The 26,335-nt window shown below is 66.3% G+C and carries 22 protein-coding genes; 15 read left to right on the top strand and 7 right to left on the bottom strand.

Features of this window, described 5'->3' with window-relative positions:
* The first annotated feature begins 119 nt into the window (after positions 1-119).
* The 5 genes from ligA to ACO227_RS17330 all read left to right on the top strand — a co-directional run bounded on the left by ligA (position 120) and on the right by ACO227_RS17330 (position 6,032).
* On the top strand, positions 120-530 hold the full coding sequence (ligA, locus tag ACO227_RS17350; RefSeq protein ID WP_423603504.1) for a protocatechuate 4,5-dioxygenase subunit alpha: 411 nt from the start codon (positions 120-122) through the stop codon (positions 528-530).
* Positions 530-1,414, top strand: coding sequence for a class III extradiol dioxygenase subunit beta (locus ACO227_RS17345; protein WP_423603502.1), 885 nt, complete (start codon positions 530-532; stop codon positions 1,412-1,414). The genes ligA and ACO227_RS17345 overlap by 1 nt, the downstream gene beginning before the upstream one ends.
* Positions 1,415-1,577: 163 nt before the next feature.
* The gene (locus ACO227_RS17340) at positions 1,578-2,525 is read left to right on the top strand and encodes a Gfo/Idh/MocA family oxidoreductase (RefSeq protein ID WP_423603500.1); all 948 of its coding nucleotides are present in this window, start codon (positions 1,578-1,580) and stop codon (positions 2,523-2,525) included.
* Positions 2,525-3,694, top strand: coding sequence for a 4-hydroxybenzoate 3-monooxygenase (pobA, locus tag ACO227_RS17335; protein ID WP_423603498.1), 1,170 nt, complete (start codon positions 2,525-2,527; stop codon positions 3,692-3,694). Before ACO227_RS17340 ends, pobA begins: the two co-directional genes overlap by 1 nt.
* 43 nt (positions 3,695-3,737) lie before the next feature.
* A complete protein-coding gene (locus ACO227_RS17330) occupies positions 3,738-6,032 on the top strand; it encodes an FdhF/YdeP family oxidoreductase (protein WP_423603496.1) in 2,295 nt (764 codons plus the stop codon).
* Between the two features lie 4 nt (positions 6,033-6,036).
* On the opposite strand, the gene mobA is transcribed toward ACO227_RS17330, so the two are convergent.
* The 6 genes from mobA to ACO227_RS17300 all read right to left on the bottom strand — a co-directional run bounded on the left by mobA (position 6,037) and on the right by ACO227_RS17300 (position 12,312).
* Entirely contained in the window at positions 6,037-6,579 is a 543-nt protein-coding gene (gene mobA, locus ACO227_RS17325; protein WP_423603494.1) for a molybdenum cofactor guanylyltransferase, read from the bottom strand.
* A 29-nt stretch (positions 6,580-6,608) separates the two neighbouring features.
* Positions 6,609-7,397 carry a formate dehydrogenase accessory sulfurtransferase FdhD gene (gene fdhD, locus ACO227_RS17320; protein WP_423603492.1) on the bottom strand — a complete coding sequence of 263 codons (789 nt, stop codon included), beginning with the start codon at positions 7,395-7,397 and terminating at the stop codon, positions 6,609-6,611.
* Positions 7,398-7,483: 86 nt separating this feature from the next.
* The gene (locus ACO227_RS17315) at positions 7,484-8,740 is read right to left on the bottom strand and encodes an MFS transporter (RefSeq protein ID WP_423603490.1); all 1,257 of its coding nucleotides are present in this window, start codon (positions 8,738-8,740) and stop codon (positions 7,484-7,486) included.
* A 45-nt stretch (positions 8,741-8,785) separates the two neighbouring features.
* Positions 8,786-9,742 carry a PDR/VanB family oxidoreductase gene (locus ACO227_RS17310; RefSeq protein ID WP_423603488.1) on the bottom strand — a complete coding sequence of 319 codons (957 nt, stop codon included), beginning with the start codon at positions 9,740-9,742 and terminating at the stop codon, positions 8,786-8,788.
* A 15-nt stretch (positions 9,743-9,757) separates the two neighbouring features.
* A complete protein-coding gene (locus ACO227_RS17305; RefSeq protein WP_423603486.1) occupies positions 9,758-10,966 on the bottom strand; it encodes a pyridoxal-phosphate-dependent aminotransferase family protein in 1,209 nt (402 codons plus the stop codon).
* On the bottom strand, positions 10,963-12,312 hold the full coding sequence (locus ACO227_RS17300; protein ID WP_423603484.1) for a Rieske 2Fe-2S domain-containing protein: 1,350 nt from the start codon (positions 12,310-12,312) through the stop codon (positions 10,963-10,965). The genes ACO227_RS17305 and ACO227_RS17300 overlap by 4 nt, the downstream gene beginning before the upstream one ends.
* A gap of 272 nt (positions 12,313-12,584) precedes the next feature.
* On the opposite strand from ACO227_RS17300, the gene ACO227_RS17295 reads away from it, so the two are divergent.
* A complete protein-coding gene (locus ACO227_RS17295) occupies positions 12,585-13,301 on the top strand; it encodes a FadR/GntR family transcriptional regulator (RefSeq protein ID WP_423603482.1) in 717 nt (238 codons plus the stop codon).
* A gap of 62 nt (positions 13,302-13,363) precedes the next feature.
* On the top strand, positions 13,364-13,534 hold the full coding sequence (locus ACO227_RS17290) for a hypothetical protein (RefSeq protein ID WP_423603480.1): 171 nt from the start codon (positions 13,364-13,366) through the stop codon (positions 13,532-13,534).
* Between the two features lie 24 nt (positions 13,535-13,558).
* Here the strand turns inward: ACO227_RS17290 and ACO227_RS17285 are convergent, their stop codons facing one another.
* Positions 13,559-15,019: an aldehyde dehydrogenase family protein gene (locus ACO227_RS17285; RefSeq protein WP_423603478.1), complete on the bottom strand. Its 1,461-nt coding sequence runs from the start codon at positions 15,017-15,019 to the stop codon at positions 13,559-13,561.
* A 90-nt stretch (positions 15,020-15,109) separates the two neighbouring features.
* On the opposite strand from ACO227_RS17285, the gene ACO227_RS17280 reads away from it, so the two are divergent.
* The 8 genes from ACO227_RS17280 to ACO227_RS17245 all read left to right on the top strand — a co-directional run bounded on the left by ACO227_RS17280 (position 15,110) and on the right by ACO227_RS17245 (position 26,277).
* The gene (locus ACO227_RS17280; protein WP_423603476.1) at positions 15,110-16,189 is read left to right on the top strand and encodes an aldo/keto reductase; all 1,080 of its coding nucleotides are present in this window, start codon (positions 15,110-15,112) and stop codon (positions 16,187-16,189) included.
* A gap of 289 nt (positions 16,190-16,478) precedes the next feature.
* The gene (locus ACO227_RS17275) at positions 16,479-17,144 is read left to right on the top strand and encodes an SDR family oxidoreductase (RefSeq protein WP_423603474.1); all 666 of its coding nucleotides are present in this window, start codon (positions 16,479-16,481) and stop codon (positions 17,142-17,144) included.
* A 172-nt stretch (positions 17,145-17,316) separates the two neighbouring features.
* Positions 17,317-20,169: a TonB-dependent receptor plug domain-containing protein gene (locus ACO227_RS17270; RefSeq protein WP_423603472.1), complete on the top strand. Its 2,853-nt coding sequence runs from the start codon at positions 17,317-17,319 to the stop codon at positions 20,167-20,169.
* A 160-nt stretch (positions 20,170-20,329) separates the two neighbouring features.
* The gene (locus tag ACO227_RS17265; RefSeq protein ID WP_423603470.1) at positions 20,330-22,417 is read left to right on the top strand and encodes an acetate--CoA ligase family protein; all 2,088 of its coding nucleotides are present in this window, start codon (positions 20,330-20,332) and stop codon (positions 22,415-22,417) included.
* A gap of 4 nt (positions 22,418-22,421) precedes the next feature.
* Positions 22,422-23,222 carry a crotonase/enoyl-CoA hydratase family protein gene (locus tag ACO227_RS17260; RefSeq protein WP_423603468.1) on the top strand — a complete coding sequence of 267 codons (801 nt, stop codon included), beginning with the start codon at positions 22,422-22,424 and terminating at the stop codon, positions 23,220-23,222.
* 3 nt (positions 23,223-23,225) lie between these two features.
* Positions 23,226-24,398, top strand: coding sequence for a thiolase family protein (locus ACO227_RS17255; protein WP_423603466.1), 1,173 nt, complete (start codon positions 23,226-23,228; stop codon positions 24,396-24,398).
* A gap of 7 nt (positions 24,399-24,405) precedes the next feature.
* On the top strand, positions 24,406-24,834 hold the full coding sequence (locus tag ACO227_RS17250; RefSeq protein ID WP_423603464.1) for a Zn-ribbon domain-containing OB-fold protein: 429 nt from the start codon (positions 24,406-24,408) through the stop codon (positions 24,832-24,834).
* A 123-nt stretch (positions 24,835-24,957) separates the two neighbouring features.
* Positions 24,958-26,277, top strand: a complete 1,320-nt coding sequence (locus ACO227_RS17245) for an MFS transporter (protein ID WP_423603462.1) — start codon at positions 24,958-24,960, stop codon at positions 26,275-26,277.
* Positions 26,278-26,335 lie beyond the last annotated feature (58 nt).

Genomic DNA, 26,335 nt, shown 5'->3' with positions numbered 1-26,335 from the left:
GTGACAGCGGCTGACGCCGCAAAGCAGAGCAACGTCTCCGCGCCTCCGCGCCTCCGCGTGAATCAGCCTTCCGTTCTTCACGCCTTCGCGCCTTCGCGTGAACGAAATGGGGACAGCCGATGACAGGCCCCAAGGACATCCACGGCTACCTCGCCGAGTTCGAGGACATTCCCGGCACGCGTGTGTTCACCGCGGCGCGGGCACGGCAGGGCTATCACCTCAACCAGTTCGCGATGAGCCTGATGAAGCCCGAGAACCGCGAGCGCTGGAAGGCCGACGAGAAGGCCTATCTGGAGGAATGGCCGTTGACCGACGACCAGAAGGCGGCAGTGCTGGCGCGCGACTACAACAGGCTGCTCGACCTCGGCGGCAACATCTATTTCCTGTCCAAGGTCTTCTCCACCGATGGCCTGAGCTTCGTCCAGGCGGTGAGCACGATGACCGGCGTCTCGGTCGAGGAGTATCAGGCGATGATGAACGCCGGCGGGCGCTCGCCGGATGGGCAACGCTCGAAGAAGGAGGGCAGATAATGGCCCGCATCACCGCAGGCGTGGCGTCGAGCCATGTGCCGCTGCTGGGCGTCGCCCATGATTTCGGCAAGGACAAGGACGATTATTTCGGCCCGATCTTCGCCGGATACGACTGGACCCGCGAATGGGAGAAGGCGGAGAAGCCCGACGTGGTCGTGCTGGTCTATAACGACCATGCCTCCGCGTTCGACATGAAGATCATCCCGACCTTCGCGATCGGCTGCGGCGAGCGCTACAAGCCCGCCGACGAGGGCTGGGGACCGCGCCAGGTGCCGGATGTGATCGGGCATCCGGATCTTGCCTGGCACATCGCTCAGAGCCTGATCCTCGACGAGTTCGACATGACCATCATCAACGAGATGGATGTCGATCATGGGCTGACCGTGCCGCTCAGCATGATGTTCGGCGCGGCGGAGGAATGGCCGTGCAAGGTGATCCCGCTGGCGGTCAACGTCGTCACCTATCCGCCGCCCTCGGGCAATCGCTGCTGGGCACTGGGCGAGGCGATCGCCCGCGCCATCGCGAGCTTTCCCGAGGATCTCAACGTCCAGGTGTGGGGCACCGGCGGGATGAGCCACCAGCTGCAGGGACCGCGCGCGGGGCTGATCAACAAGATGTGGGACAATATGTTCCTCGACGGACTGATCGGCGACAGCGATCATCTGCGCCGCATCCCGCACATCGAATATCTGCGCGAGACCGGCAGCGAAGGCATCGAGATGGTGATGTGGCTGATCATGCGCGGCGCGCTGGGCAAGCGCACCGCCGCGCTGCACCGGCATTATCACGTGCCGTGCAGCAACACCGCGATCGGCCATCTCGTGCTGCGCCCGGACAATGGCGAAGGACTGGATATGACCGGCAGTGGCGCCGTGATGATTTGACCTTCTCCCCTCCCTGCAAGGGAGGGTCGGGGGTGGGTGCGAGCGCAGCTCGCCCTTCCGCCCTCACCGCATAAGCGGAACCGGCGGCATCGAGCCGCCGGTTCCGCTGGACCCACCCCTAGCCCCTCCCTTGCAGGGAGGGGGAGCCAGGAAGGATTGACGCATGAAGATCGCACTCGCGGGCGCCGGCGCATTCGGCGAAAAGCATCTCGACGGCCTCAGGAACATCGACGGTGTCGAGGTGATCTCGGTGGTCGGGCGGCGGCTGGAGCCCACTCAGCAGGTCGCCGACAAATATGGCATCCCGCATGCCACCACCGAGCTCGCCGAGGCGCTGGCGCAGCCGGGACTGGACGCGGTGATCCTGTGCACGCCGACGCAGATGCACGCCGCCCAGGCGATCCAGTGCATGGAGGCGGGCAAGCATGTGCAGGTCGAGATCCCGCTGTGCGACAGCCTGGCCGATGGCGAGGCGGTGCTGGCCAAGGCGCAGCAGACCGGCCTCACCTGCATGGTCGGCCATACCCGCCGCTTCAACCCGAGCCACCAGTATCTGCACCGCAAGATCGCGGCGGGCGAGCTCGCCGTCCAGCAGATGGACGTGCAGACCTATTTCTTCCGCCGCAAGAACATGAACGCCAAGGGCGAGGCGCGGAGCTGGACCGATCACCTGCTGTGGCACCATGCCGCGCACACCGTCGACCTGTTCGCCTATCAGGCCGGCCCGATCGTGGCGGCCAATGCGATCGAAGGGCCGCACCATCCCGAGCTCGGCATCGCGATGGACATGTCCATACAATTGAAGGCCGAGAGCGGCGCGATCTGCACGCTCTCGCTGAGCTTCAACAATGACGGGCCGCTCGGCACCTTCTTCCGCTACATCTGCGACAACGGCACCTGGATCGCGCGCTACGACGACCTGGTGACGGGCAAGGAAGAACCGGTCGACCTGGCCGGCGTGGCGGTGAGCAGCAACGGGATCGAGCTGCAGGATCGCGAGTTCGTGAGCGCGATCCACGAGGGCCGCGAGCCCAACGCCAGCGTGGCGCAGGTGCTGCCCTGCTATCGCGTGCTGGACGCGCTCGAGAAGCAGCTCGAAGCCGCGCGCTGATGCGCACGCAGGTCGCGATCATCGGGGCGGGGCCGTCGGGGCTGCTACTCGGCCATCTGCTGCGCCAGGCGGGGGTGGATTGCGTCGTGGTCGAGCGCCGGTCGGCCGACCATGTCCTCGGACGCATCCGCGCGGGCGTGCTGGAGACCGTGACGACCGGCCTGATGACCGAGCTCGGCATCGACGCGCGGATGAAGGCCGAGGGACTGATCGAGGAGGGGTTCAACCTTGCTTCGGGCGATCACCTGATCCGCATCGATATCACCGCCCTGACCGGCAGGCATGTGACGGTCTATGGCCAGACCGAGCTGACTCGCGACCTCATGGACGCGGCGCCGGAGCGCGGCCTGGAGATCGTCTATGAGGCGGAGGGCGCGGCGTTGCACGATGTGGAGGGTGATGCGCCTTATGTCACCTATGTGAAGGATGGCGAGACGCGGCGGATCGACTGCGCGTTCATCGCCGGGTGCGACGGATTCCACGGACCGTCGCGCAAGGCGATTCCGGGGCGCGCGGTGCGCGAGTACGAGCGCGAATATCCGTTCGGCTGGCTCGGCATCCTGGCGGACGTGCCGCCGTGCCACCCGGAGCTGATCTACGCCAATACGACACGCGGTTTCGCGCTCGCCTCGATGCGATCGGCGACGCGCAGCCGCTACTATATCCAGGTGCCGCTGACCGATCGGGTCGAGGACTGGAGCGAGGACCGGCTGTGGAACGAGCTGGCGGCGCGGTTCGACGCGTTGAGCGCGCATGGCGTGACCCGCGGGCCGGCGCTCGAGATGTCGATCGCGCCGCTCCGATCCTATGTGTTCGAGACGATGCGGCACGGGCGGCTGTTCCTCGCCGGGGACTCGGCGCACATCGTGCCGCCGACCGGGGCGAAGGGGCTGAACCTGGCGGCGTCCGACGTGGCCTATCTGTCGGAGGCGTTGATCGCATTCTTCAAGGCGGGCGATGAGGCGGGCCTTGCCGGATATCAGTCCAAGGCGCTGGCGCGGATCTGGAAGGCCGAGCGGTTCAGCTGGTATCTGACCAAGCTGATGCATCGCTTTCCCGAGGACGGGGCGTTCGAGCACCGCATGCAGGCGGCCGAACTCGACTATGTCGCGAGCTCACGGGCGATGCAGGCCGCGATCGCGGAGAATTACGTGGGGCTGCCGTTATAGCCGGTGGCGGCCTAGACTGCCCGCGATATGGAGCGCCCGACCGATGGCCGATGAAAAGCCCCGCTACAAGACTTACAACCGGCCTGCCGGCGGCTGGGGCGCGGCGGCGGCGACCGCCAAGGTCCTGCTCGAACAGAGCGTCGTCACCAAGGGGTCGCGCGCGCTCCTGTCGATGAACCAGCCGGGCGGCTTCAAATGCCCGAGCTGCGCCTTTCCCGATGCCGATTGCAAGAAGACGCTCGAATTCTGCGAGAATGGCGCAAAGGCCCTGGCGCACGAGGCGACCAAGTTTCGCGTCACCCGCGAATTCTTCGAGCGGCACACCGTCACCGAGCTGATGGCGCAATCGGACTACTGGCTGGAGATGCAGGGCCGGCTGACCGAGCCGATGCGGTATGATGCGCGGACCGACCGCTATGTCCCGGTCGGCTGGGACGACGCCTTCGTCCTGATCGCCAGGCACTTGCGGGCGTTGGACAGTCCCGACCAGGCGGAATTCTACACGTCGGGCCGCACGCCGAACGAGGCCGCCTTCCTCTATGCGATCTTCGTGCGCCAGTTCGGCACCAACAATTTTCCCGATTGCTCGAACATGTGTCACGAGCCCACCAGCCGCGGCCTGCCGCCATCGATCGGCATTGGAAAGGGAACGGTGGTGCTCGAGGATTTCGAGCATGCCGAGGCGATTTTCCTCTTCGGGCACAATACCGGGACCAATGCCCCGCGAATGATGACCAACCTGGTCGAGGCGCGGAAGCGGGGCGTGCCCATCGTCGCGGTCAATCCGATGCCCGAACGCGCGCTGATCCGCTTCACCGAGCCGCAGGACATCGTCCAGATGGCGACATTCGGCTCCACGCCGATCACCAGCGAGTTCGTTCACATCCGGATCGGCGGCGACCTTGCCCTGCTGAAGGGCATGATGCTGGCGATGTTCGAACGCGAGGCAGCGGGCGAGACGATTTTCGACCACGACTTCATTCGCGAGCATACCGCAGGATTCGAGGCGCTGCGCGACGACATATTGAGCCAGAGCTGGGCCGATCTGGTGGCGCATTCGGGCATCGACGAGCGCCAGATCCGCCGCTGCGCCGAAATCTATATCCGTTCGAACGCGACCATGATCTGCTACGGAATGGGGATCACCCAGCATCTGCAGGGCTCGAAGCTCGTGCAGCAGATCGCCAACATCCTGCTGCTCAAGGGCAATTTCGGCAAGCCGGGCGCGGGCATCTCGCCGATCCGCGGCCATTCGAACGTGCAGGGCGACCGCACTGTGGGCATCGATGAAAAGCCGCCCGAAGCCTATCTCGACCGGGTACGCGAGGTGTTCGACTTCGAACCGCCGCGCGCGCATGGGCACCATGCGGTGGAAGCGGTCGAGGCGATGCACGCCGGCACCGCCAAGGTGTTCATCGGCCTCGGCGGCAATTTCGTCCGCGCGATATCGGATACCGATCGTACCTATGACGCGATGCGCAAGCTGAACCTGACCGTCGGGATCGCAACCAAGCTCAACCGCGGGCATCTGGTCCATGGCCGCGAGGCGCTGATCCTGCCGGTGGTCGCGCGTTCGGAATGGATCCGCACGCCGGCCGGCGAACAGTTCGTCACGATCGAGGATTCGATGTCGAACGTGACCGCTTCGCGCGGGGTGCTGGCGCCGGCGAGCGAGCATCTCAAGCCCGAGGTCGAGATCGTCTGCCGCATGGCGATGGCGACGCTCCCGGACAGCAGGATTCCGTGGGCGAGCTATATCGAGAATTACGACCTCATCCGCGACAAGATCGCGGAGGTCTATCCGGCGATCTACAGCGGCTTTGGCGAGCGCATTCGGAATCCCGCCGGTTTCCACCTCGATATCCCGCCACGCCGGCGGATCTGGAACACGCCCAACGGCAAGGCGAACTTCCGCGTCCTGCCGGGGCTGGAGGTGAACGCGGCGGTGTCCGATCCGTCGATGCTGCGCCTCGCCACGGTGCGTTCGCACGACCAGTTCAACACCACGATCTACAGCTACAACGACCGCTATCGCGGCGTGTACGGCGACCGGATGGTGCTGCTCATGAACCGGGAGGACCGCGAAGCCCGCGGGCTGGAGGCGGGTTCCCAGGTTGCGCTCGAGACGATCAGCGACGACGGCATCCAACGCCGGGTGGAAGGGTTGACGATCGTCGACTATCCCATGTCGCGCGGCGCGGTCGCGGGCTATTATCCGGAGCTCAACCCGCTGCTTCCGCTGGGATATTTCGACAGGACCAGCGGCACGCCGGCCGCCAAGTCCATTCCCGTACGCGTGGTCGGGCGGGCGAGCGGCGGCAGCGCTCCGGCCGTTTGACGGATCAGCGCGTTGCCGCGTCGGCGAGGTCTTCGCTCGTTACAGCGGAAGCCGGCGCCGCCCGCGGCAGCTGCGCCAGATCGTCGGGCGTGTTGACGTTCGGCGGCGCGAAGCGCGTCGCGACCGCGCGCGCGCCGATCCTCTCCACAAAGGCCCGGACCGCTCGCTTGTCGCCTTCGGTCAGCATGTGTTCGAGCCGGGCGCGCGCAACGACCGGCCAGAGACCGATGACCGGCTGGCTCTCCAGATAGGCGGGGGCGGGTTCGAGGAGGCCGCGGATATCCGGGGGCAGGAAGATGCAGTCGACTGGAACGGACAGCACCTGCGCAAATTCATGCCCGGCGGCATGGGCAAGCGCGCCCGCCAGCCCGCCCAGCGGCCCCATTCCCGGCTCCGGCCAGTCTTCGATGCCGGGCCAGCCGCTGACCTTGCGGCCCACGATCGCGACCATGTCGCAATGCGGATGCAGCGCCGTGGCCGTGCGGTGAAGCAGGCTGCGCCCCTCGAATACGGCTTCCGCCTTGTCCGATCCGAAGCGGCGCGACATGCCCCCAGCAAGGACGACGCCAAGCGTTCTCATCGGATGCGGCCGCGATCGTCGCAGACGATCAGCGCGGAATCGGCACGGGCGAGCGTGACCAGCGTTAGCTCCGCTTCGATCGCGCGCTCGACGGCCAAGCTCGTCGGAGCGGAGATCGTGACCAGCATCGGGCAGCCGGCCCGCACCGTCTTTTCGACCAGTTCGTAGCTGCATCGTGCGGAGAGCAGGATGAAGCCGGTCGCCGGATCGATCCCGTCGGTGGCCAACGCTCCGATCAACTTGTCCAGCGCGTTATGCCTGCCCACATCCTCCCGGGCGCGGATGATCTCGCCATCCGGGGTGCAGAAGGCTGCGGCGTGAACCGCGCCCGTCGCCCGGCCGAGAGGCTGATGGTCCGGCAGAGACGCCAGTGCCCGCGCGACGGCGGCACGGCTGGTCGTGATGCCTGTCGTGAGAACCGGCAAGGGGCGAAGCACCTGCTCGATATTCTCGATGCCGCACAGGCCGCAGCTGCTTTCGGAAACGCGCTTGCGAGCGCGTTCGAGTGCATATTCCGCCTGTTCCGGTGGCAACCAGAGTCGGATGATCCAGCCGCCTTCGGCCTCGTGGATACCGATGTCGCCGATCTGGTGGGGCCAACTCACCAGCCCTTCGCTGAGCGCGAAACCAAACGCATAATCGCGCAGGTCCGACGGCGTCGCCATCATCACCGCATAGCCGATCCCGCAAACCTCGATCGAAATCGGCGCTTCGATCGGCACGCTGCGCAGCGACGCGCAGTCTCCAGGTTCCGCAAGACCGAGCCGGCGCACGGCGAGGTCCAAGGTCTGCAACCCTTGCAAGGCTGTCTCACTCATCATGGTCGTCGCTCTACCGGTGCTACGACTGCCGTCTTGCCGTTTCGCGCCATCTAGATCTCGTCAGCTTGCTGTTCGACGACTGTCGCGGCGGTGGACGGCGCCTGGGGTTCGTGCCGGATGAAATACCAGACCATCAGGGGCAGCGCGAGCGCGAACGATGCGGTCGCGACGGTTCCCACTGGAATGCCGAGCAGCTGGAGGAGTCCGCCCAGCGCGAGCCCGCCGAACGCAGCGCCGCCGAGATTGGCCATGCCCCACAGACTGCTGACCCGCCCGCGCATGCGATCGTCGACTTCCATCTGGACCAATGTCTGGGACAGTACGGCCGATCCGGTCGAGCCGAAGCCGATCAAGGTGACGCAGGCCAGGCCGAACCAAAGCGAATTCCAGAAGGGAAGGAAGAGCAGGGCGAACGCGTTCACGACCGTGAACATGATGCTGCCGAGCTGCAGCTGCCGGCTGTCGAGGACGAGGCGGGAAGTGAGAAAAGCCACGAGCAATGCCCCGCCGCCCGCCGCCCCGGACAGCGCGGCGAGACCGATCGCTCCCGACGAATAGAAGCGATCGGCATAGACCGGGAGCACTTCCAGGATGGAGCGCCCGAACAGGGCTGCCCAGCCGGTCAGGAGAAGCTGGACGCGAATGAAGCGGTTGGCGCTCGCATGCGCGAACCCCTGGGCAAGCTGGCTGAGAAACGTTTCGCGAGACCGGGGAGCGGCAGCGCGCGGCGGGACCTTCGAAAGTGCGTAGATGAGCGGAATGTAGGACAAGGCGTTGATCGCGAAAGCCGCAGCGATCGGCAATGTCACCAGCACGAGCCCCGCCACCGCCGGCCCGATCAGGCGCGAGGTGTTGAAGATCATCGAACTGATGCCGATGGCGCTGGCCAGCAGCTCGCGCGGGACGATCGAGGGGATGATCGACAGCCGGATCGGCGCGTAGGCGGCGGACGTCATGCCGATCGCGACCGAGACGAGGAAGAGCAGCCAGATATCGAGGATGCCCGCGATCGAAAGCAACGCCAGCAGCGTCGCCCAACCGCCCATCAGCATGTTGACGGCCATCGCCGTGCGCAGCGGCTCGAGCCGGTCCACCAGCACGCCGAACAATGCCGAGAAGAACAGGATCGGTCCGAACAGCGAGAAGGCGATCACGCCGACCCATAGCCCGGAATGGCTGAGCTGCCAGGCTAGCCAGCCGAGCGCTAGCCGCTGCACCCAAAGGCCCAGGCTGGAGGCGCCGCTGCCGATCGAATAGATGAAGAAGGCGCGGTTGCCGAGCGCGCCCGCGCCGCGCGCGATTTTCAACCTGCGGCTCCCGCCGCGTGCCGACCCGCTGCCCTGGTCACGATGCTAGAGATCTAGCACGAGCACGGGGCTGAGGGCCCGCGAACAGCATGGCGTGAATTCCTCGTTGGTATCGATCATCAGCATGTCGCGATGATCGGGCTCCCCTGCGATGACCCGGGTGACGCACGTGCCGCAGACGCCTTGCTCGCAGGAAACGGGTATTTCGATGCCGTGGCGGGCGAGTGCGGCGGCGGCGCTTTCGCGTGCGCCGACATCGATCGTTTCGCCGGTACTGGCGATGCGAAGCTGAAACGGCGTCTCGCCGCCCTCGTCCTCGGCCGCCGTCGCCGCGAAATATTCGCGATGTAGCCGGTCCTTCGGAAAGCCGGCATCGCCCGCGGCGGCCTGCACCCAGTCGATGAAGGCCGGGGGGCCGCAGACATAGGCGTCCGCGTCGCGCGCTGCGCCGGCGAACAGGGCCATGGGATCGAAGCGCTGTTCCGCCGGCCCGTCATCATGATGGAAGACGACGCGATCCGCGAAGGCGGCCTTGGCGATCCGGCCTCGAAAGGCGGTGCGCTCCGGCGTGCGCGTGCAATAGTGCATCACGAACGGCGCGCCGAGCGAGCCGAGCCTTTCGGCCATGCAGAGCAGGGGGGTCACGCCGATCCCGCCCGCGACCAGCAGCGCTTCGCTCTTCACCGGCTGGAGCGCGAAATGGTTGCGCGGCTCGCTCACCCGGATCAGGTCGCCTTCCCGAAAGCCATCGTGCATGGCGATCGAACCGCCCCGCGATGCCGGATCGCGCAACACGGCGATCTCATAATGGCCGCGATGATGAGGATTGTTGCAGAGCGAATATTGGCGGACGAGCTGCGGCGTCGCCTCGACGTCGATATGCGCGCCGGCGCTGAAGGGCGGGAGATCGCCGCCGGTGGGGCTGGCGAGCACCAGCGCGACCACATCCTCGGCCTCGACGCGGCGGGAGACGATCCGGAGTTCGAGCCACGATCGCTGCATGTTCGACCCGGCCTCTCAAGCGACGAGCGCGGGGCTTTCGGACCCACGCTCGTCGGCCAGGACCGCGACGGCGGCCTCGATTCCGCCCGATCGATGCGGAATGCCGGCGTGCCGCAGCGAAAGCTCGATCGCGGCCAGGGTGCCGAGCGTCTCCGCCGCGCTGAAGTCGCCGAGATGACCGATCCGGAATATGCGGTCCGCGAGCTGTCCGAGCCCGCCGCCGAGACTCATATTGCATCGCTCCAGCGCGGCCCGCCGCACGGCGTCCGCCGAGATGCCCTGCGGCATCCTCACCGCGGTGAGCACCGGGGAATGCGCCTGGTCGTGGCGGCATTGCGGCTCGAAGCCCCAATGCCTCACCGCGGCACGCGTCGCTTCCGCCGCGCGGCGATGGCGGCGGAAAACGGCCTCCAGGCCCTCCTCGTTCAACATGCCGATGGCGACCTTCAAGCCCTGGAGGAGGTTGGTGGCGGGCGTATAGGGGAATGCGCCGCTGTCGTTGGCGGCGAGTGTATCATGCCAATCCCAATAGCCGCGCGGCAGCCTCGCGCTCTGGCAGGCATCGAGCGCCTTGTTCGAAACCACGTTGAACGACAGGCCCGGCGGCAGCATCAGGCCTTTCTGCGAGCCGCAGATCGCGACATCGACGCCCCATTCGTCGTGGCGATAGTCGATCGCGCCGGCCGAAGACACGACGTCCACCATCAACAGCGCGGGATGATCCGCTCGGTCGATGGCCTTCCGCACCGCCGCAATGTCGGAGGTCACGCCGGTCGAGGTCTCGTTGTGGACGACGCACACCGCCTTGATGCGATGCGCGCGATCCTCGGCGAGGCGCGCTTCGATCGCTTGCGGGTCGACGGGCGAGCGCCAATCGCCGGGCAGCAACTCCGGCGCCAGCCCCGGCTTTGCGGCGAGCCGGAACCACAAGGTCGCGAACCAGCCCGTTTCGTACATCAGCACGCCATCGCCGGGCGATAACGTGTTGACGAGCGCCCCCTCCCACGCACCCGTCGCGGAGGATGGGTAGATGATGACCGGGCTGGCGGTCTTGAAGACCGGCTTGATGCCCGCCAGCACCTCCAGCGCCAGTGTGCGAAACTGGGGCCCGCGATGATCGATCGTGGCGCGCGCAACCGCTTCCGACACGCGCGGCGGCGTATTGGTCGGCCCGGGAAGCTGCAGGAAATGGCGCCCGCTCTGGTGGATCGGCGCGGATGTCATGCCGCCTTTTCCGGGGTCCGCGCCGCGGGACGGCGCATCCGCACGATCGGTTGCGCCGCGCCCCCGCTCCAGGCCGCGCGCCGCGCATTATAATAATCGAGCCAGTCGGCGTCCTTGGGCAGGACCGCGAAGCCGGCACGGACATTGTGGAAACGTTCGACCTCATCGACCTCCGCCGGGACGACTCCATCGTCGCGCAGCGCCGCTGCGGCGCGCATGAGCTTGCGGCGGGTGAGCATGATCATTCGGTCGCTGGTGCCCAGATGCTCCTTGGTGCGGTCGCAGATCGGACCCATGCTTTCGGTGATCGCCTGGTCCTGGACCGGGATGCCCTGAATGCCGGTGAAGCTCTCCGAATTCTGCACCTCGCGCGAGATCAAATGGTCGTTGCGCGGATTTTCTTCGATCCGCCAACGGCCGAGCCAGTCGGTCGTGTTGGGCAGATATCTGATCGGGCTCGACGTGCCCGGCACCGGCGTGCCGTCCTTGCGCACCGTCGTCGCGGACCTCGGCCCGCCGATCACGACCAGCATCGAATGAAAGTCGTCGATCGGGACCCAGGCGCGGGCACGGATATGATCCATCGGCTCGGACGGCGCCATCGTCCAGAACGGCATCGCGAACTGGCCGATCCGGTGATAGAAATGATCCGGCCCGGCATGGCGATAGGCGCAGTAGACGTTGCCGTAGCCGGTCTCGATCGCCTCGTATTTGGGCGCGAGATTTTCCGGCAGCTGCCGGTAATAGTTGAGCGTGCCTTCCTCGAAATCGTCGGGTCCTGCCGCGCCGAGATGCAGGAAGCCGACATGGCAGGTGTCGATGTCGCCTTCGAGCGCCTGCAGCCAGTTGCATTCGCGCATCATGAAGCTGACCGACAGCTCGTGCCCCGCCTCGAGCTCGTCCCAGTCGAAATGGGGGAGGGGCGGCGGCGTGGCGCGATCGCCCATATGGACCCAAACGACGCCATATTTCTCGGTGACATGAAGCGCCCTGAGCTTCACGCGCGCCTTGTAGTCGGTCTCGGCAGGCTCGCTCGGCATCTCGATGCACTGGCCGTTCCGGGCGAACTTCCAGCCATGATAGACGCAGCGCAGGCCGCCATCCTCGTTGCGGCCGTAGAAGAGCGACGCGCAACGATGGGCGCATTGATGGTCGATCACGCCGACTTCGCCGTCCGGCGAACGGAATGCGAGGAAATTCTCGCCCAGCAGGCGAAGGCGTACCGGAGCGCCGCCCGCGACCAGCTCTTGCGTCATCAGCGCCGGTATCCAGTAGAGCCGCATGAGCTTGCCCATCGGCGTGGCGGGACCGACTCGGGTGAGAAGCTCGTTTTCATCAGCTCGCATCAGCGCTCTCCCCGACACACCCGTCTTGCTGGTGGTATAACTGTATTACAGTTATTCACTAAATATGGATAGGGCGGACTGTCAAGGGAAGGGCCGGCCGGGCCGAATCGGCTTTGGGAACGGGAGCAACCGTGCCGTTGATCGTTATCGCCCATCTGTCATACTGTTAACACGGTTCGGTTCGACCGAATGATGAGAGGGGCTAAAAACGGGTGGCGAGTTCGGAGTTAGTCTTCAGTTCGATTCGGTCGCAGTCGCTCGCGTCCAGGATCGTGAATCAGGTGATCGAGGCGTTGTTCGCCGGGCAGCTCAAGCCGGGGCATTTCCTCGGCACCGAGGCCCAGCTCATCGAAACGTTCAAGACGAGCCGCGTGCCCATCCGCGAGGCCCTGGGCCGGCTCGAGGCGCTTGGCGTGGTGACGATCAAGACCGGGGCCGGCGGAGGCGCGACCATCGCCGAGGGACGGCCGGACCAGTTCGCCACGGCGCTCGCCGTGCAGTTCATGCTGGTGCAGGTCAGCCCCGAGGAGATATTCGACGCGCGCATCGGGATCGAATGCCGCGCAGTCGAGCTGGCCGCGGAACGGATCACCGACGAGGAGATCGCCGACCTGAAGCGCCTCCTCGATCGGGTGACGGAGCCTGATCTCAGCCGGCGCGAATCGGTGGAACGCATTCTGGCCTTTCACAGTGCGATCGTCGCGGCTTCGCAGTCCCGGACGCTCATCACGCTCATGCACGCGATCGAGCATGCATTGCTGAACCTCTTCAAGGCGGTCGAACCCGTGCCTGCCAATCGCTACAAGAGCCTGAAGGCCGTCTTGAACAGGATTGTGGCCCGGGACAGCGAGGGCGCTTACGCGGCGATGCGGGCGCACCTGCTCGATCGGCGGAAGTCGATGATCTATCGGCTGAAGCAGGCGAGCGGCCATTCTCTCGGACAAGGCGGCCCGTCCTTTGCCCTGCCCGAGGAAAGTGAATCCACCTGATATCCGGGCTTTCGATCGGCGCTCAAACCATATAATCATATCATGGTTTAAAAGGAGCCGCCATGCCGGACCGTTATGACATTCGCCCCGACGAAACCGGATGGACGGTTTGCGATCGCAAGGGGGTGCGAAGCATCCGTGACGCGCGCGCCATCCGGAGCGGCCTGCGTATCGAGGACGCCGACGAGATGGCCTATGAAATGTCGCACGATCCCGATCTGGCGGACCGCTGAGAGGCACGCCGGCCCCGATCGCGGTCACTGGCGCGAGGGCGTCGCGACGACCTGCAGCTCCATATAGGATCGCATCCCGGCCACGCCCTGTTCGCGGCCATAGCCGGAATATTTGGCGCCGCCGAACGGGGCGTCCTTCGTGTTGCCGCCATGCCGGTTGATCCACACTTGGCCCGCCTCGATCCTTCCGGCGATCTCGCTTCCCTTTGCCGGGTCGGACGTCCAGATCGATGCGCCGAGCCCGAACTCGGTCGCGTTGGCGCGCGCGATCGCATCATCCAGGTCGTCATAGACGAGCACGGGCACGACCGGGCCGAACTGCTCCTCGCGGACCAGCGGCGCATCGTCGGCAAGCCCGGCGACGATCGTCGGCTCGATGAAATAGCCCTTGCCGGTCCGCACCGTCCCGCCGGTGACGATTCGTGCGCCGGGCGTGTTGCGGACATCGTGGATCAGCCCAGCGACCTTGTCGAACTGCATCTTGTTCTGGAGGGGCCCCATGCGGCTCTCCGGATCGGTCCCGGGTCCGACCCGGATTGCTTCGGCGCGCACCACCAGCGCGTTCAGCAGGGCGTCCTGGATCGAGGAATGGACGAACACCCGTTTGACCGCCATGCAGATCTGGCCGCAATTGCCGAAGGCGCTGCGCGCGATGCCATCGGCCGCCGCCTCGATATCGGCATCGGGAAGGACGATGGCGGGATCATTGCCGCCAAGCTCGAGCGTCACCCGCTTGAACGTGCCCGCCGCGCTCTCCAGCACCCGCCGTCCCGTCGCGACCGAGCCGGTGAAGCTGATCTTGGCAATGCCGGGATGGCCGGTCATCCATGCGCCCAGGTCGTTGCCCCCGCTCACCACGTTGAGCACGCCGGCCGGGAGGATGTCGGCAATCGCCTGTCCATAAGCGAGCGTGGACAGCGGCGTCAGCGGCGACGGCTTCAGCACAAGGGTATTGCCCGTGTAGAGCGCCTGCGCGATCTTCAGGGTCGCCAACATGATCGGCACGTTCCACGGCGTGATCCCGCCGACCACGCCCAGCGGACGATGGCGGATCTCGACCCGCTCGTATCCGTCGTCGCGCAGCAGCTGGTCCGAAATGTCGAGCTGCACCAATCCCTCCATGTGCGCGGCAGCGCGGGCGATTTCGCCGATCGCGTCGCTCAGCGGCTTGCCCTGTTCGGTCGTCAACAGCTTGCCGATCGGTTCGGCCTGAGCGCGCAGCCGTTCCGCGACACGGACGAGCAACGCGCGGCGTTCTTCGATCGCGGTCGCGCTCCACGCCGGGAAGGCGCGCCGTGCCGCCGCGACCGCCTGGTCAAGCTCCGCCCGGGTTGCGTCCGGGGCGAGCGCGAACGGCGCGCCGGTGGCGGGATCGATCACCTCGATAAAGTGCTCGCCGGTCACGATGGCGCCGTCGATCAGCATGCCAGAGGCGATGTCCGGGAGGACGAGGTCTGCGCGGGTCCGTTCCATCGTGTCGCTCATGATCCGTCTCCTCGTCCGCTTGCGCTTTGCCTGCTCGAGCATCAAACGATATGACAGTACGATAGTTCGGGCAAGCTGCGGGGTGTGACGATGCTGGACGATTTCGTGACATTCGGCCGGTCGGGGCTGCGGGTGAGCCGCTACGCGCTGGGCGCGTTCAACTTTGGCGGCGATCAGCGTTGGAGCCTTGATGTCGAGGCGGCGCAGCGCCTGATCGCCCGCTATCGCGAGCTTGGCGGCAACTTCCTCGACGCCGCGAACAGCTATGGCGGCGGGGCGGCCGAGACCATTCTCGGCGATTATCTCGCCGCCAGTTCCGGCAGCCGCGATCGGCTGGTGATCGCCAGCAAGTTCGGCTCGAACACACGGCCTGGCGATCCCAATGCGGGCGGCGGCGGCCGCAAGGCGATCCTGCAAGCTTGCGAGGACTCGCTGCGCCGCCTGCGGACCGACCGGATCGACCTCTACTGGATGCACCTCTGGGATCCGCTGACGCCGATGGAGGAAACGCTGCGGGCACTCGACGATCTGGTGCGCGCCGGGAAAATCCTTCACATCGGCTTCTCCAACACGCCCGCCTGGAAGATTTCCGAAGCCCGCTGGCTGGCCGAGTTTCGCAACACCGCGCCTGTCGTCGGGCTCCAACTGCAATATTCCCTTCTGGAGCGCAGTATCGAGATCGAGCATGTGCCGATGGCCCTGGCCTATGGACTTGGTATCGCCGCCTGGTCGCCGCTCAAGAGCGGAGCGCTGAGCGGCCGCTACCGGCGAGACGACGTCGCCAATCACGACACCGAGGGCAGGGCAGCTTTCCTGGCGCGCGCCCTCGATGAGAAGGCGGAGGCGGTGCTGGCGGCCGTGGCCGGCATCGCCGATCGCCGCGGCATTTCGTTCGCGCAGGTCGCGCTTGCCTGGATTCAGGCGCAGCCGGCGCTCGCCGTAATCCTCATCGGGGCGCACGACGTGATGCAGCTCGAGGAGAATGCCGCGGCGGCAAACGTCGTGCTCTCGTCCGAAGATCTCGCCGAACTGGACGAGATCAGCAGGCCCGTGATTCCCTATCCCGGCGACTTCGCGCGGCGTGCCCATGGGGCGGTGAGCGGCGGCACGCGAATCAACGGCATCGAACCCACGCCCGGCGGAGGTTCGCCGAGCCAAGCGAAAGCCTGAGCCATTACTCGACGAAGCCGATGGCGGGAGACTTCGCTGCGCAGCGACGAAGCGGGCGTTACGGGCTTTCGGCAGCTTGTCTGCCTGCAGAATGTGCGGTGGATGCTAGACTGCTTTTCCATCCCGGCTCCAATATATAGTTGTCTCTATCATCGATTCGCGCAACAATGCCGCGCAGCATGATCATTCCTGCCCGGAACAAGGACAGGCATCGGAGGGAGAGGCGTTGAGCCACATTCGAGGCAAGGTTGCCGTGGTGACGGGCGCGAGCTCAGGGATAGGCGCCGCAGTGGCCGTCGAATTCGCGCGTTCCGGTGTATCCGTGGTCCTGGGAGCACGCCGGAAGGAGCCGCTCGACCAACTCGTCGCTGAGATCGAAGGCAGCGGAGGACGCGCGCTCGCCATGGTCTGTGACGTCATGGTGGAAGCGCAGGTTCGGGCGCTGTTCGCAGCCGGCCTCGAACGGTTCGGGCGAATCGACATCCTGATCAACAATGCCGGTGTCGCCGACCATACGCCCACCGAAGATCTGTCCCTCGATCGCTGGTCCGAAGTGATCGGCACCAACCTTACGGGGGCTTTCCTTTGTGCACGCGAGGCACTGCGCATCATGAAAGGGCAGGGCGCCGGCCGCATGATCCACATCGGCAGTCTTTCCGCCCTCGTGCCGCGGCAGAACACCATCGCTTACGCAGCGTCCAAATTCGCATTGGCGGGGCTAAATCATTCACTCGCGATCGATGGCCGCGACCATGGGGTCGCATCGTCCATCTATCATCCGGGTGTCGTTGGCACGGCTCTGGCCAGCGACGGGCGCGAGCGTGATCCGCTCACTCGGATCGGGCCCGATATCGTCGCCCGCGCAGTGCTTGCGATGGCCGACCTTCCCGATCACGTGAATTTCGTGGAGGGCACCATGCTGCCGCTCACCATGCCTTTCCTCGGTCGGGGATGATGCGGGAAAGGATATTATAGTTAGACTTTCTTATTGACAGCATCCGGCCGAATTGTAGGCTCTGACAACAAAATGACCTTGGGAGCACATAACCCCAGGGCGCGACAGGAGGGGAATTATGAACCGACGCCCTTGGTTGCTCGCGTCCGTCGCCTTCGTTGCGACGGCCTCCATGACCTCCCCCGCCCGCGCGCAGGACGCCGGGCCGCAGGCACCGGCGACGGGCACGGCCGATCAGGGCGAGGTGGTCGTCACCGGCTCGCGTGTCGCACGCGATGGCTTTCAGGCGCCGACGCCGACCACCGTCGTGACGTCGGAGGCGCTCGACAATCGCGGTCTCGCCAATGTCGGCGATTTCCTGAACGAGATTCCATCCTTCAGACCCAGCGTGACGAACCAGACCAACACGCAATCGTCGAACCTCTCCGGCGCGACCTTTGCGGACCTTCGTGCGCTCGGGAATATCCGGACGCTGGTCCTGGTCGACGGACGGCGGCACGTGCCGACCGCGGCTACCGGGCAGGTCGATCTCAACCTGGTTCCCACGATCCTGGTCGACCGTGTCGATGTGGTCACTGGCGGCGCGTCCGCCGCCTATGGTTCGGACGCCATTTCGGGGGTCGTTAACGTCGTCATCAACAAGCGTCTGAAGGGGCTGCGGGGGGACTTCGCGCTGGGCGTCGCGGAGGAAGGGGACAATTTCGAGCGTCGCGCGAGCCTCGCATGGGGCACCGACTTCGCGGGCGGCCGCGGCCACTTCGTGATCGGCGGCGATTATGTCCGTTCGGACGGCGTGGGGAGCTGGGAGGACCGCGACTGGAGCCGGCGCTACGAGGAGCTCGTCACCTTCGCGAACAACCGCCCGGCCGGGACGCCCTCGCGCGCCTTCTTCGGCGGCGTCCAGTTCGTCAACTCGCTGCCCGGCGGCATGATCCTCGGCAACAATGCCGACACCAATCCCGCCAATGGCGCCGACGTGCTGCGCGGCATCTGGTTTCCGCAGCCCGGCGTGGTCGCGAACTTCACCTACGGCCAAGAATCGGGCGGGTCGTCGTACAATTTCTCCAGCTCCGCCGGCACGCCGCCGCGGCTTGGGCAGACCCTGGTGCTGCCGATCGACCGGCACGTCGTGATGGCGCATCTCGACTATGAGATCAGCGACGCGATCAGCATCTTCGCGGAAGGCAGCTACGGCCGCGCGGGCACGGACTATTCCGGCCCGATCCCGCGCGACACCTCGACCACCGGGGCGCGAGCCATCACCATCCGGCGCGACAATGCGTTCCTTCCCGCCCAGATCGCGCAGATCATGGACGCGAACGGGATCACCTCATTCCCGATGGGACGCGCCAATGCGGACTTTTCGAGCACGCGCATCGTCAACTCCAACACCACCTATCGCCTTGCGGCCGGCCTGAAGGGCGATCTCGGCGGCGGCTGGGACTGGGACGCCTATGTCCAATATGGCGAGAACCGAACCGACTGGCAGATCCGCAACATGCGGATCCAGCAGAACTGGGCGTTCGCCTATGACGCGATCCGGCTTCCCTCCGGCCAGATCGTGTGCCGCGACGTCACCGCACGCGCGCAAGGCTGCGTCCCGCTGAACCTGTTCGGCGACGGCGCCATGTCGCAGGAGGCGGTCGATTATGTGAACGGCACCCAGTTCCACCAGGTGACGCTCACGCAGACGGTGGTCGCCGCCAACCTGCGCGGCGAGCCCTTCTCGACCTGGGCCGGGCCGGTCTCGCTCGCCGTGGGTGCGGAATATCGGCGCGATTCGGCCGAGGCCGTCTCGGATTCGATCGCCGAGGCGGGCGGGTACAATTTCTCCAACCCGCGGCCCTATGAAGGCGCCTTCGACGTGAAGGAAGCCTATGCCGAAGTCGTGGTGCCGCTCGCCCGCGAGGTGCCGTTCCTGCACTCCCTCGAGCTCAACGGCGCGATCCGCTTCACCGATTACAGTTCCTCGGGCGGGGTGACGACATGGAAGATCGGCGGCAGCTGGGAGCCCATTCCCGACCTGCGTTTCCGTGCCGTACGATCGCGCGACATCCGCGCGCCCAACAGCGCCGAGCTGTTCTCCGTCACCTCGACCCAGTCGACGCTGCGCAATCCGTTCAGCGGCGCGTCGCGTTCCTACACCGTCGTCTTCGAGCCCAGCCCGGCGCTCAAGCCGGAGCGGGCGGACACCTTCTCCGCCGGCGCCGTTCTCACGCCCCGCTTCCTTCCCGGCTTCTCGGCCTCGGTCGACTTCTACGACATCGACATCAGCGGCGCGATCGCGAGCTTCCCGGCGCAGCAGATTCTCGACAACTGCTTTGCCGAAACCCAGGCGGGCACGCCGGGCCCGTTCTGCTCGATGGTGAGCACGACCGGGTCGGGTGCGGCGACCGAGATCACTTCGGTCAGCGTCCAGCTGCTCAACCTCGCCTCGTTGCGCACCCGCGGCGTCGATTTCGAGGCGGCCTATCGCTTCAACCTTGGCCAGGGGCGGATCATCTCGCGGGTCTACGGCACCTATGTGGCCGACCTCATTTCGGACGACGGGCTGGGGATCGCGCCGACCTACAACGCGGCGGGCGTCATCCAGACCCGCGGCAGCGTGATCGATCGTGCGGGCCAGGTCGGCGGCTTCACCTCTGGGCTCAATCTCGGCGCGACCAGCGTTCCGACTTGGCAGCTCAACGGCAGTCTCACCTATGAGGCGCCGAGTTGGTCGACGACGCTCACCGCGCGCTGGATCGATGGCGGCATCGTCGATGCGACGCTCGTTCAGCCGGGCGACCCGGACTATGATCCGCTGTCGCCCATTTCGGTCGCAGATATGAACGTGAACTCGCGCTTCTATCTGAACTGGTCGGGCTCGATCAACATTATCGATCAGGGGCAGCGGAAGCTGCAATTCTACGCCGTCGTCAACAATCTGCTCAATGCCGAGCCGCCGTTCCCGAACACGCAGGTGGCCGGCCTGTATGACAGAATCGGACGCAGCTACAAAGTGGGTCTGCGCTTCGGCTTCTGACCCTGGCGGCGTCCCGCTGCGCAGAGGGTGATTGTCCCTATCCTGCGGCCCGGAGCGTTCCGGGACCGCAGCCATTGAGAATGGAAGGTTGAAGATGACGGTTGGCGCCTCCAGTTCCAGTACTGCCCGGACCAGGGGCGCCGCGGCCGTCGAATTGTTCATGCGTCCCCGCTCGATCGCGGTGGTCGGCGTGTCCGCGAAGCCGGGAACCGCCGGCCGGACCGTGCTCACCAACTTCAGGCTCAACAATTTCCCGGGCGAAGTCCATGTCGTCGGGCGCACGGACGGCGACATCGACGGCCATCCCGTCAAGCAGAGCATCGACGACCTGCCCGAGGGCGTCGATCTCGCCGTCTTCACGCTGCCCGCCGCGGCGGTGCGCGATGCCCTGGAAGCCTGTGCGCGGCGCCGGGTGCGCGCGGTCACGGTCTTCTCCTCGGGCTTTGCCGAGGCCGGCAACAAGGAAGCTCAGGACGAGCTGGCCGGAATCGCTCGCGAAGCGGAGATCGCGCTGCTCGGCCCGAACTGCCTTGGCTATACCAACCTCGTCGACGGCCTGCCCGTGGGCTTCGCCAATGCGCGCGAGGTCGTCCGGGTGCCGAAGGACGGCAGGAATCCGGCCGTTGCGATGGTGTCCCAAAGCGGCGGACTGATGGCATTTGCGAGCCTGACGCTCGCGTCGCGCGGTCTGCCGGTTGCCTATACGGTGGCGACGGGCAACGAGGCCGGCGTCGGCATGCCCGACTTCATCGATTTCTTCGCCGAGGACGACGCGACGAAGGTGATCGCGCTCTATCTCGAGGAAGTTCGCGATCCGCAGGCGTTCCTGGCCGCGGCGCGGCGCGCGCGCGCCGCCGGCAAATCGCTGGTCGCCATCCATCCGGGACGCGGCGAAAGGGGCAAGGCGGCGGTCCAGTCCCACACCGGCGCGCTCGCCGGCGATTATGCGACGATGCGCACGCATCTTGCCCGCGCCGGCGTGGTGCTGGTCGAGACGCTGGAGGAATGGGTCGATGTGATCGAGCTGCTCGCCCGCTATCCGGAGCCGCCGACCAAGGGCCCCGGCATCGTCACCTTCTCGGGCGGTTTCTGCGCCATCGCGCACGATTTCTTCGAGGATCTGGGGCTGGAGATGCCGCCGCTCACCGAGGAGAGCCAGGCCGAGCTCGCGCCGCAGCTGCCCTCCTACATCCCGCCGCGCAATCCGCTCGACCTCGGCACCCAGGCGATCTGGCAGCCGGAGCTGACCGGAATCGGCACCACGGCGCTGGTGAAGGACGGGAATGTCGGCAGCGTGCTGATCGCCGTGAACAGCGGCACGGCCAAGTCGCAGGGTGTCTATGCCCCACATTTCATCGGCGCGCTCAAGGGCCAGCGCAAGCCGGCGATCCTCGGCTTCCCCGCGCCCGAGCTGAACGCCGAGTTCGAAGCGGCGGCGCGCGAGAACGGCCTGATCCTGAGCCGCTCGCTGGAACGGTCGATGCGTGCGCTGGCGCGGGTGACGCATTACGGGCGGGATCTGGAACGGGCGGCGCGCTCGGTCGCCTATGCGCCATTCGCCAATCTGCCCGCGCTGGGCCGCGGAGCGCAGCCCGAATGGCTTGGCAAGCAGCTCCTGCGCGCGGTCGGCGTGCGGGTTCCGGACGGCGACCTGGCGACGAGCCTCGCCGCCGCCGAGGAGATCGCCGGCCGGGTCGGCTATCCGGTGGCGCTGAAAGCGCAGGCCGGGGAGCTCGCGCACAAGACCGAGGCTGGCGGCGTGCTGCTCGGCGTCGACGATGCCGCCGCGCTGCGCGACGCCTGGGCGAAGCTGCATGCCAATGTCGCCGCGGCGCAGCCCGGGCTGGTGCTCGACGGCGTGCTGGTCGAGCGGATGGCGCCCAAGGGGCTGGAGCTCATGATCGGCGCCAAGCGGGATCCCAAATGGGGGCCGGTCGTGCTGGTCGGGCTGGGCGGCATCTGGGTGGAGGCGCTCGGCGACGTCCGCCTGATCGCCGCCGACATGGCCGAGGCCGATATCGTGGAGGAGCTGGGCAAGCTGCGCAGCGCGAAGCTGCTGAAGGGATTCCGCGGCGCGCCTCCGGTCGATATCGCGGCGGTCGCGCGTACCGCCGGCCTGGTCGGCCGGCTGATGCTCACCGTTCCGGAGATCGACGAGATCGATCTCAACCCCGTCTTCGTCCATGCCGAGGGGGAGGGGTTGACCGCGGTCGATGCGCTGGTGATCACCGCGTCGGAGCGGGAGTGAGGCGATGAGCGGGAAACTGGCGACCTACGAGCTCGACGGCGACATCGCGATCGTCGGCATCGACCGCGTGGCCAAGCGCAACGCCGTCGACACCCAGGTGATGGCGGACCTGCACGAGGCATTTCAGCGCGCGGCCGAGGAAGCGCGCGCCGGCGTGCTGTTCGGCCATGGCGGCAATTTCTCCGCCGGGCTCGATCTGGCGGAGGCGGCGGCGCGGATGAAAGGCGGCAATCCGCCCAAGCCCTGGGAGCGCGGCCGCTGGACCGTGCCCCTCGATCTCGTCGCCCGCGGCCCGATCCCCTGGGTGGCGGCGCTGAGCGGCGCCTGCATCGGCGGCGGGCTGGAGATCGCTTCGGCCTGCCAGATACGCGTTGCCGACGCGACGACCTTCTTCGCGCTGCCCGAAGCCAAGCGGGGCATTTTCGTCGGCGGCGGCGGCGCGGTGCGCATCCAGCGGCTGATCGGCTATGCGCGCATGGCCGACATGATGCTGACGGGCCGGGTGCTGAATGCCGAGGAAGGCGAGCGCGCCAATCTGTGCCAATATGTCGTCCCTGCCGGCGAAGCGCTGGACAAGGCCAGGGAACTGGCCCGGGCGATCGCGGCCAACACGCCCAACACCAACTGGGCGATCTGCGCCGCCTTGCCCCGCATCGGCGACATGGCGCATGGCGACGGCCTGTTCTTCGAAGGCCTGATCGGCGGCGCATCGCGCAACAGCGAAGGTGCCAGCCGCATCGCGGCCTTTATCGAGCGCGGCGAGAACAAGGTCGCCTCGCCGTCCGGCAACGGCGAAGAGGACTAGACCATGGCGCTGCGCGACGCCGCGATCGTCGGCTATGCCGAAACCAAGATCGTTCCCAGGAGCGACGTCGACGTCTGGGAGCTCGGCGCGGAGATCCTCGAGCAGCTGCTCGACCGCACCGGCTTCGAGAAGGACGAGATCGACGGCTTGATCCTGTCCTCGTCGATCACCGGGGCGGGCAGCAACTTCTGGTCGCAGACCATGGCGGACCAGCTCGCGCTCGAGCTCGGCTTCTGCCAGACCGTGGATATCGGCGGATGCTCGCCGGTCGGCGCGGTGGCGCGCGCGGGTGCGGCGATCGACGCCGGGCTCTGCGAGACGGCGCTCTGCCTGTTCGCAGACACGGCGGTGGCGGAGAACAATGCCCGCCCGCGCTCCTATGGCGCGGAATGGACCAGTCCCTATGGCTATATCGGCGCGCCCGCTGCATTCGGAATGCTGAGCCGCTATTATGAGGACAGGTTCGGCCTCGACCATGCCGCGCTCGGCAAGCTCGCGGTCGCGCAGCGCGAGCATGCGCTGCGCAACGACAATGCCTGCGAGAAGCTGCGCAAGCCGATCACCGTCGAGGATTATCTCAATTCGCGGATGATCAACGACCCGATCCGCCTGCTCGATTGCGTCATGCCGTGCGACGGCGCCAGCGGACTCCTCGTCACCAGCCGCAAGCGAGCGGAGAAGCGGGGTCTCGACAAATGCGTGGTGCCGGTCGGCTACGGCGAGCGCACCAATCTCGGCGCGAACAGATCGATCGTCGATCCTACCGTCTCCGGCCATCGCGACGCGGGCGCGAAGGCCTTCGCCCAGGCGGGGATCCGGCCTGACGAGGTCGGCTCCTTCCATCCCTATGACGATTTCATCATCGCCAACATGATGCAGCTCGAGATGCTCGGGTTCTGCGGCCACGGCCAGGGCGCGGACTTCATCCGCGAAACCGACTTCCTCTTCTCGGGCGACCTCCCCCTCAATACCGGCGGCGGTCAGATTTCCGCTGGGCAATGCGGACTGGCGGGGGGTGGGACCAACCTGATCGAGGCGGTTCGCCAGCTGTTCGGCGAAGGCCGGGAGCGGCAGGTGCGCAACACCGCCAACGCGGTGGTGACCGGGATTGGCGGCATTCCCTATGGCCGCAACTGGAATACCAGCGTCGTCATGATCCTCACCCCGAACGCATGAGGGCGGGATGAACCCTTTCAGCGATCTGCTCGACATCGAGCGCCCGCTTCCGCCGGCGCGCAGCTTTTCCGAGCCCTTCTGGGAAGCAACACGGGAGAAACGGCTGCTGCTGCAATATGACCGGGTGGCGGAGGCCTATCAATTCTATCCACGTCCCACGAGCATCCACACCGGCAGGCGCAGCAATCTCGAATGGCGGGAGGTGGCGGGGCGCGGCCGCGTCTTCAGCTATACGATCGTGCGGCGCGCGCGCCCGCCCTTCCGCGACCGGGAGCCCTATGCGCTCGCCATGGTGACGCTGGACGAGGGGGTCAACGTGATGGGCAACGTCGTCAATTGCGCCGAGGAGGAGCTCGAAACGGGGCTGAGGGTAAAGCCTTGCTGGCTTCCGCTGCCGGACGGGCGTCATCTGCTGCTCTTCGAGCCCGATCGGTGACCACCGGCCGCAATTGTTGTCCATGGCAACAACCTGATTGAACTTCGCCGTCTGCCTGATATACGTATAACCATAATATAGAACCAAGATCGTTGCGCCGACATTTCGGATGGAGAGGATCCTATGGCGACGGAAGCAGTCGAGATCAGGCCGTCCGGGACCGCGACGGGCTGGCACTATCCCGGCTGGTGGGTGGTGGCGGCAGGCTTCGTCATCTTCTTCTTCTCGTTCGGCGGACCGACCTATTCCATGTCGCTCCTGTATAACGAGGTGATCGCGGAGTTCGGCTGGACCCGCGCCCAGGCGACCGGCATCTATGCCTGGAAAGGCATCACCGGCGCGGTCGTCGCGATCCTGGTGATCGGTCCGGCCGTGCAGCGCTTCGGGCTGAAACCGGTCTTCCTCACCGTGCTGACGCTGCAGGCGCTCGGCTTCTTCACCTTGCTCAACGTCAGCTCGATCGGCACCTACTTCCTCGCCGGCTTCCTGATCGGGCTGGGGCAGGGGGCCGTGCTGCTCTGCATCAAGCTGCTCGTCGCGCGCTGGTTCATCCGCAATGTCGGCTTCGCCGGGGCGATGGCGCTGGTCGGATCGAGCGCGGGCGGCGTCGTCTTTCCGATCGCGATCGCCTGGCTTCTGCCGGAACTCGGCTGGCGTGCCACTTATGCGCTGATCGGTGTCTCCATCCTGGCCATCTCGGTGCCGCTCGTCCTCTTCGCCAAGCAAAACCCGACTGAAGAGGATCTGCTGCCGGAGACGGTCACGGCCAAGGGGCCGCCGCCCGCAGTCGGACTGGTCGCGGCGATGCGCGCGGCCGATCACCGGGTCGGTTATGCCGAGCTGGTCCGCAAGCCGATGTTCTGGGCGATCATGATCGGCATTTTCATCATCGCCGCAGTCGATCAGGGGCTGTTCCAGAACATGCAGCTCTATTTCGTGCAGGAGGTGGGGCTGACTCGCGAGACCGCCGCCTGGTTGCTCTCGCTCACCGCGTTCATCGGCCTGCTCGCCAAGTTCATCGCCGGCAAGTTCTTCGACGTTTATTCGGTGAAAGGCATCGCCGCCTGGTATCTGATGATCGCCTTCATGGTGCTGCTCGCCTTCACGGTGTCGAACCTGTGGACCGCGATCATCTTCGTCTGCGTGCTCGGCCTGGCCCATGGCGGCCTCGTCTGCGAGGGGCCGGTGCTCGCCAAGCACGTCTTCGGGCCGTCGAACATGGACAAGGTCCTGCCGATCGTCACCGGCTGCTTCGCCCTCGGGTCGTCGGCGGGACCGATCGTGCTGGCCTCCATCTTCGACCGGACGGGCCATTATAATTTCGGCTTCGCCTTGTTCACGGGCCTGGCGTTGCTCGCCGCCTTCCTGCTGACCTGGATCGTACGCCCGCTCTATCGCGACCGGCTCCGCGCCGCGACCCAGACCGCAACTGCCGGAAGCTGAGCCGGCCCGCAACGCGTTGCGTCGTCGCGCCATTTTGTTTACCGAGTCTACAAAAAAT

Origin of the sequence: Sphingomonas sp. MS122 (genome assembly GCF_049532975.1) — a bacterium.
GTDB lineage: Bacteria > Pseudomonadota > Alphaproteobacteria > Sphingomonadales > Sphingomonadaceae > Sphingomonas.
Note: the sequence above shows the minus strand (reverse complement) of the source record. Positions and strands in the feature narration are given on the sequence as shown.

Coding starts and splice junctions, on each gene's coding strand:
- ligA (WP_423603504.1), top strand. CDS start 120: ATGACAGGCCCCAAGGACATCCACGGCTACCTCGCCGAGTTCGAGGAC.
- ACO227_RS17345 (WP_423603502.1), top strand. CDS start 530: ATGGCCCGCATCACCGCAGGCGTGGCGTCGAGCCATGTGCCGCTGCTG.
- ACO227_RS17340 (WP_423603500.1), top strand. CDS start 1,578: ATGAAGATCGCACTCGCGGGCGCCGGCGCATTCGGCGAAAAGCATCTC.
- pobA (WP_423603498.1), top strand. CDS start 2,525: ATGCGCACGCAGGTCGCGATCATCGGGGCGGGGCCGTCGGGGCTGCTA.
- ACO227_RS17330 (WP_423603496.1), top strand. CDS start 3,738: ATGGCCGATGAAAAGCCCCGCTACAAGACTTACAACCGGCCTGCCGGC.
- mobA (WP_423603494.1), bottom strand. CDS start 6,579: ATGTCGCGCCGCTTCGGATCGGACAAGGCGGAAGCCGTATTCGAGGGG.
- ACO227_RS17310 (WP_423603488.1), bottom strand. CDS start 9,742: ATGCAGCGATCGTGGCTCGAACTCCGGATCGTCTCCCGCCGCGTCGAG.
- ACO227_RS17305 (WP_423603486.1), bottom strand. CDS start 10,966: ATGACATCCGCGCCGATCCACCAGAGCGGGCGCCATTTCCTGCAGCTT.
- ACO227_RS17300 (WP_423603484.1), bottom strand. CDS start 12,312: ATGCGAGCTGATGAAAACGAGCTTCTCACCCGAGTCGGTCCCGCCACG.
- ACO227_RS17290 (WP_423603480.1), top strand. CDS start 13,364: ATGCCGGACCGTTATGACATTCGCCCCGACGAAACCGGATGGACGGTT.
- ACO227_RS17285 (WP_423603478.1), bottom strand. CDS start 15,019: ATGAGCGACACGATGGAACGGACCCGCGCAGACCTCGTCCTCCCGGAC.
- ACO227_RS17280 (WP_423603476.1), top strand. CDS start 15,110: ATGCTGGACGATTTCGTGACATTCGGCCGGTCGGGGCTGCGGGTGAGC.
- ACO227_RS17270 (WP_423603472.1), top strand. CDS start 17,317: ATGACCTCCCCCGCCCGCGCGCAGGACGCCGGGCCGCAGGCACCGGCG.
- ACO227_RS17265 (WP_423603470.1), top strand. CDS start 20,330: ATGCGTCCCCGCTCGATCGCGGTGGTCGGCGTGTCCGCGAAGCCGGGA.
- ACO227_RS17260 (WP_423603468.1), top strand. CDS start 22,422: ATGAGCGGGAAACTGGCGACCTACGAGCTCGACGGCGACATCGCGATC.
- ACO227_RS17255 (WP_423603466.1), top strand. CDS start 23,226: ATGGCGCTGCGCGACGCCGCGATCGTCGGCTATGCCGAAACCAAGATC.
- ACO227_RS17250 (WP_423603464.1), top strand. CDS start 24,406: ATGAACCCTTTCAGCGATCTGCTCGACATCGAGCGCCCGCTTCCGCCG.
- ACO227_RS17245 (WP_423603462.1), top strand. CDS start 24,958: ATGGCGACGGAAGCAGTCGAGATCAGGCCGTCCGGGACCGCGACGGGC.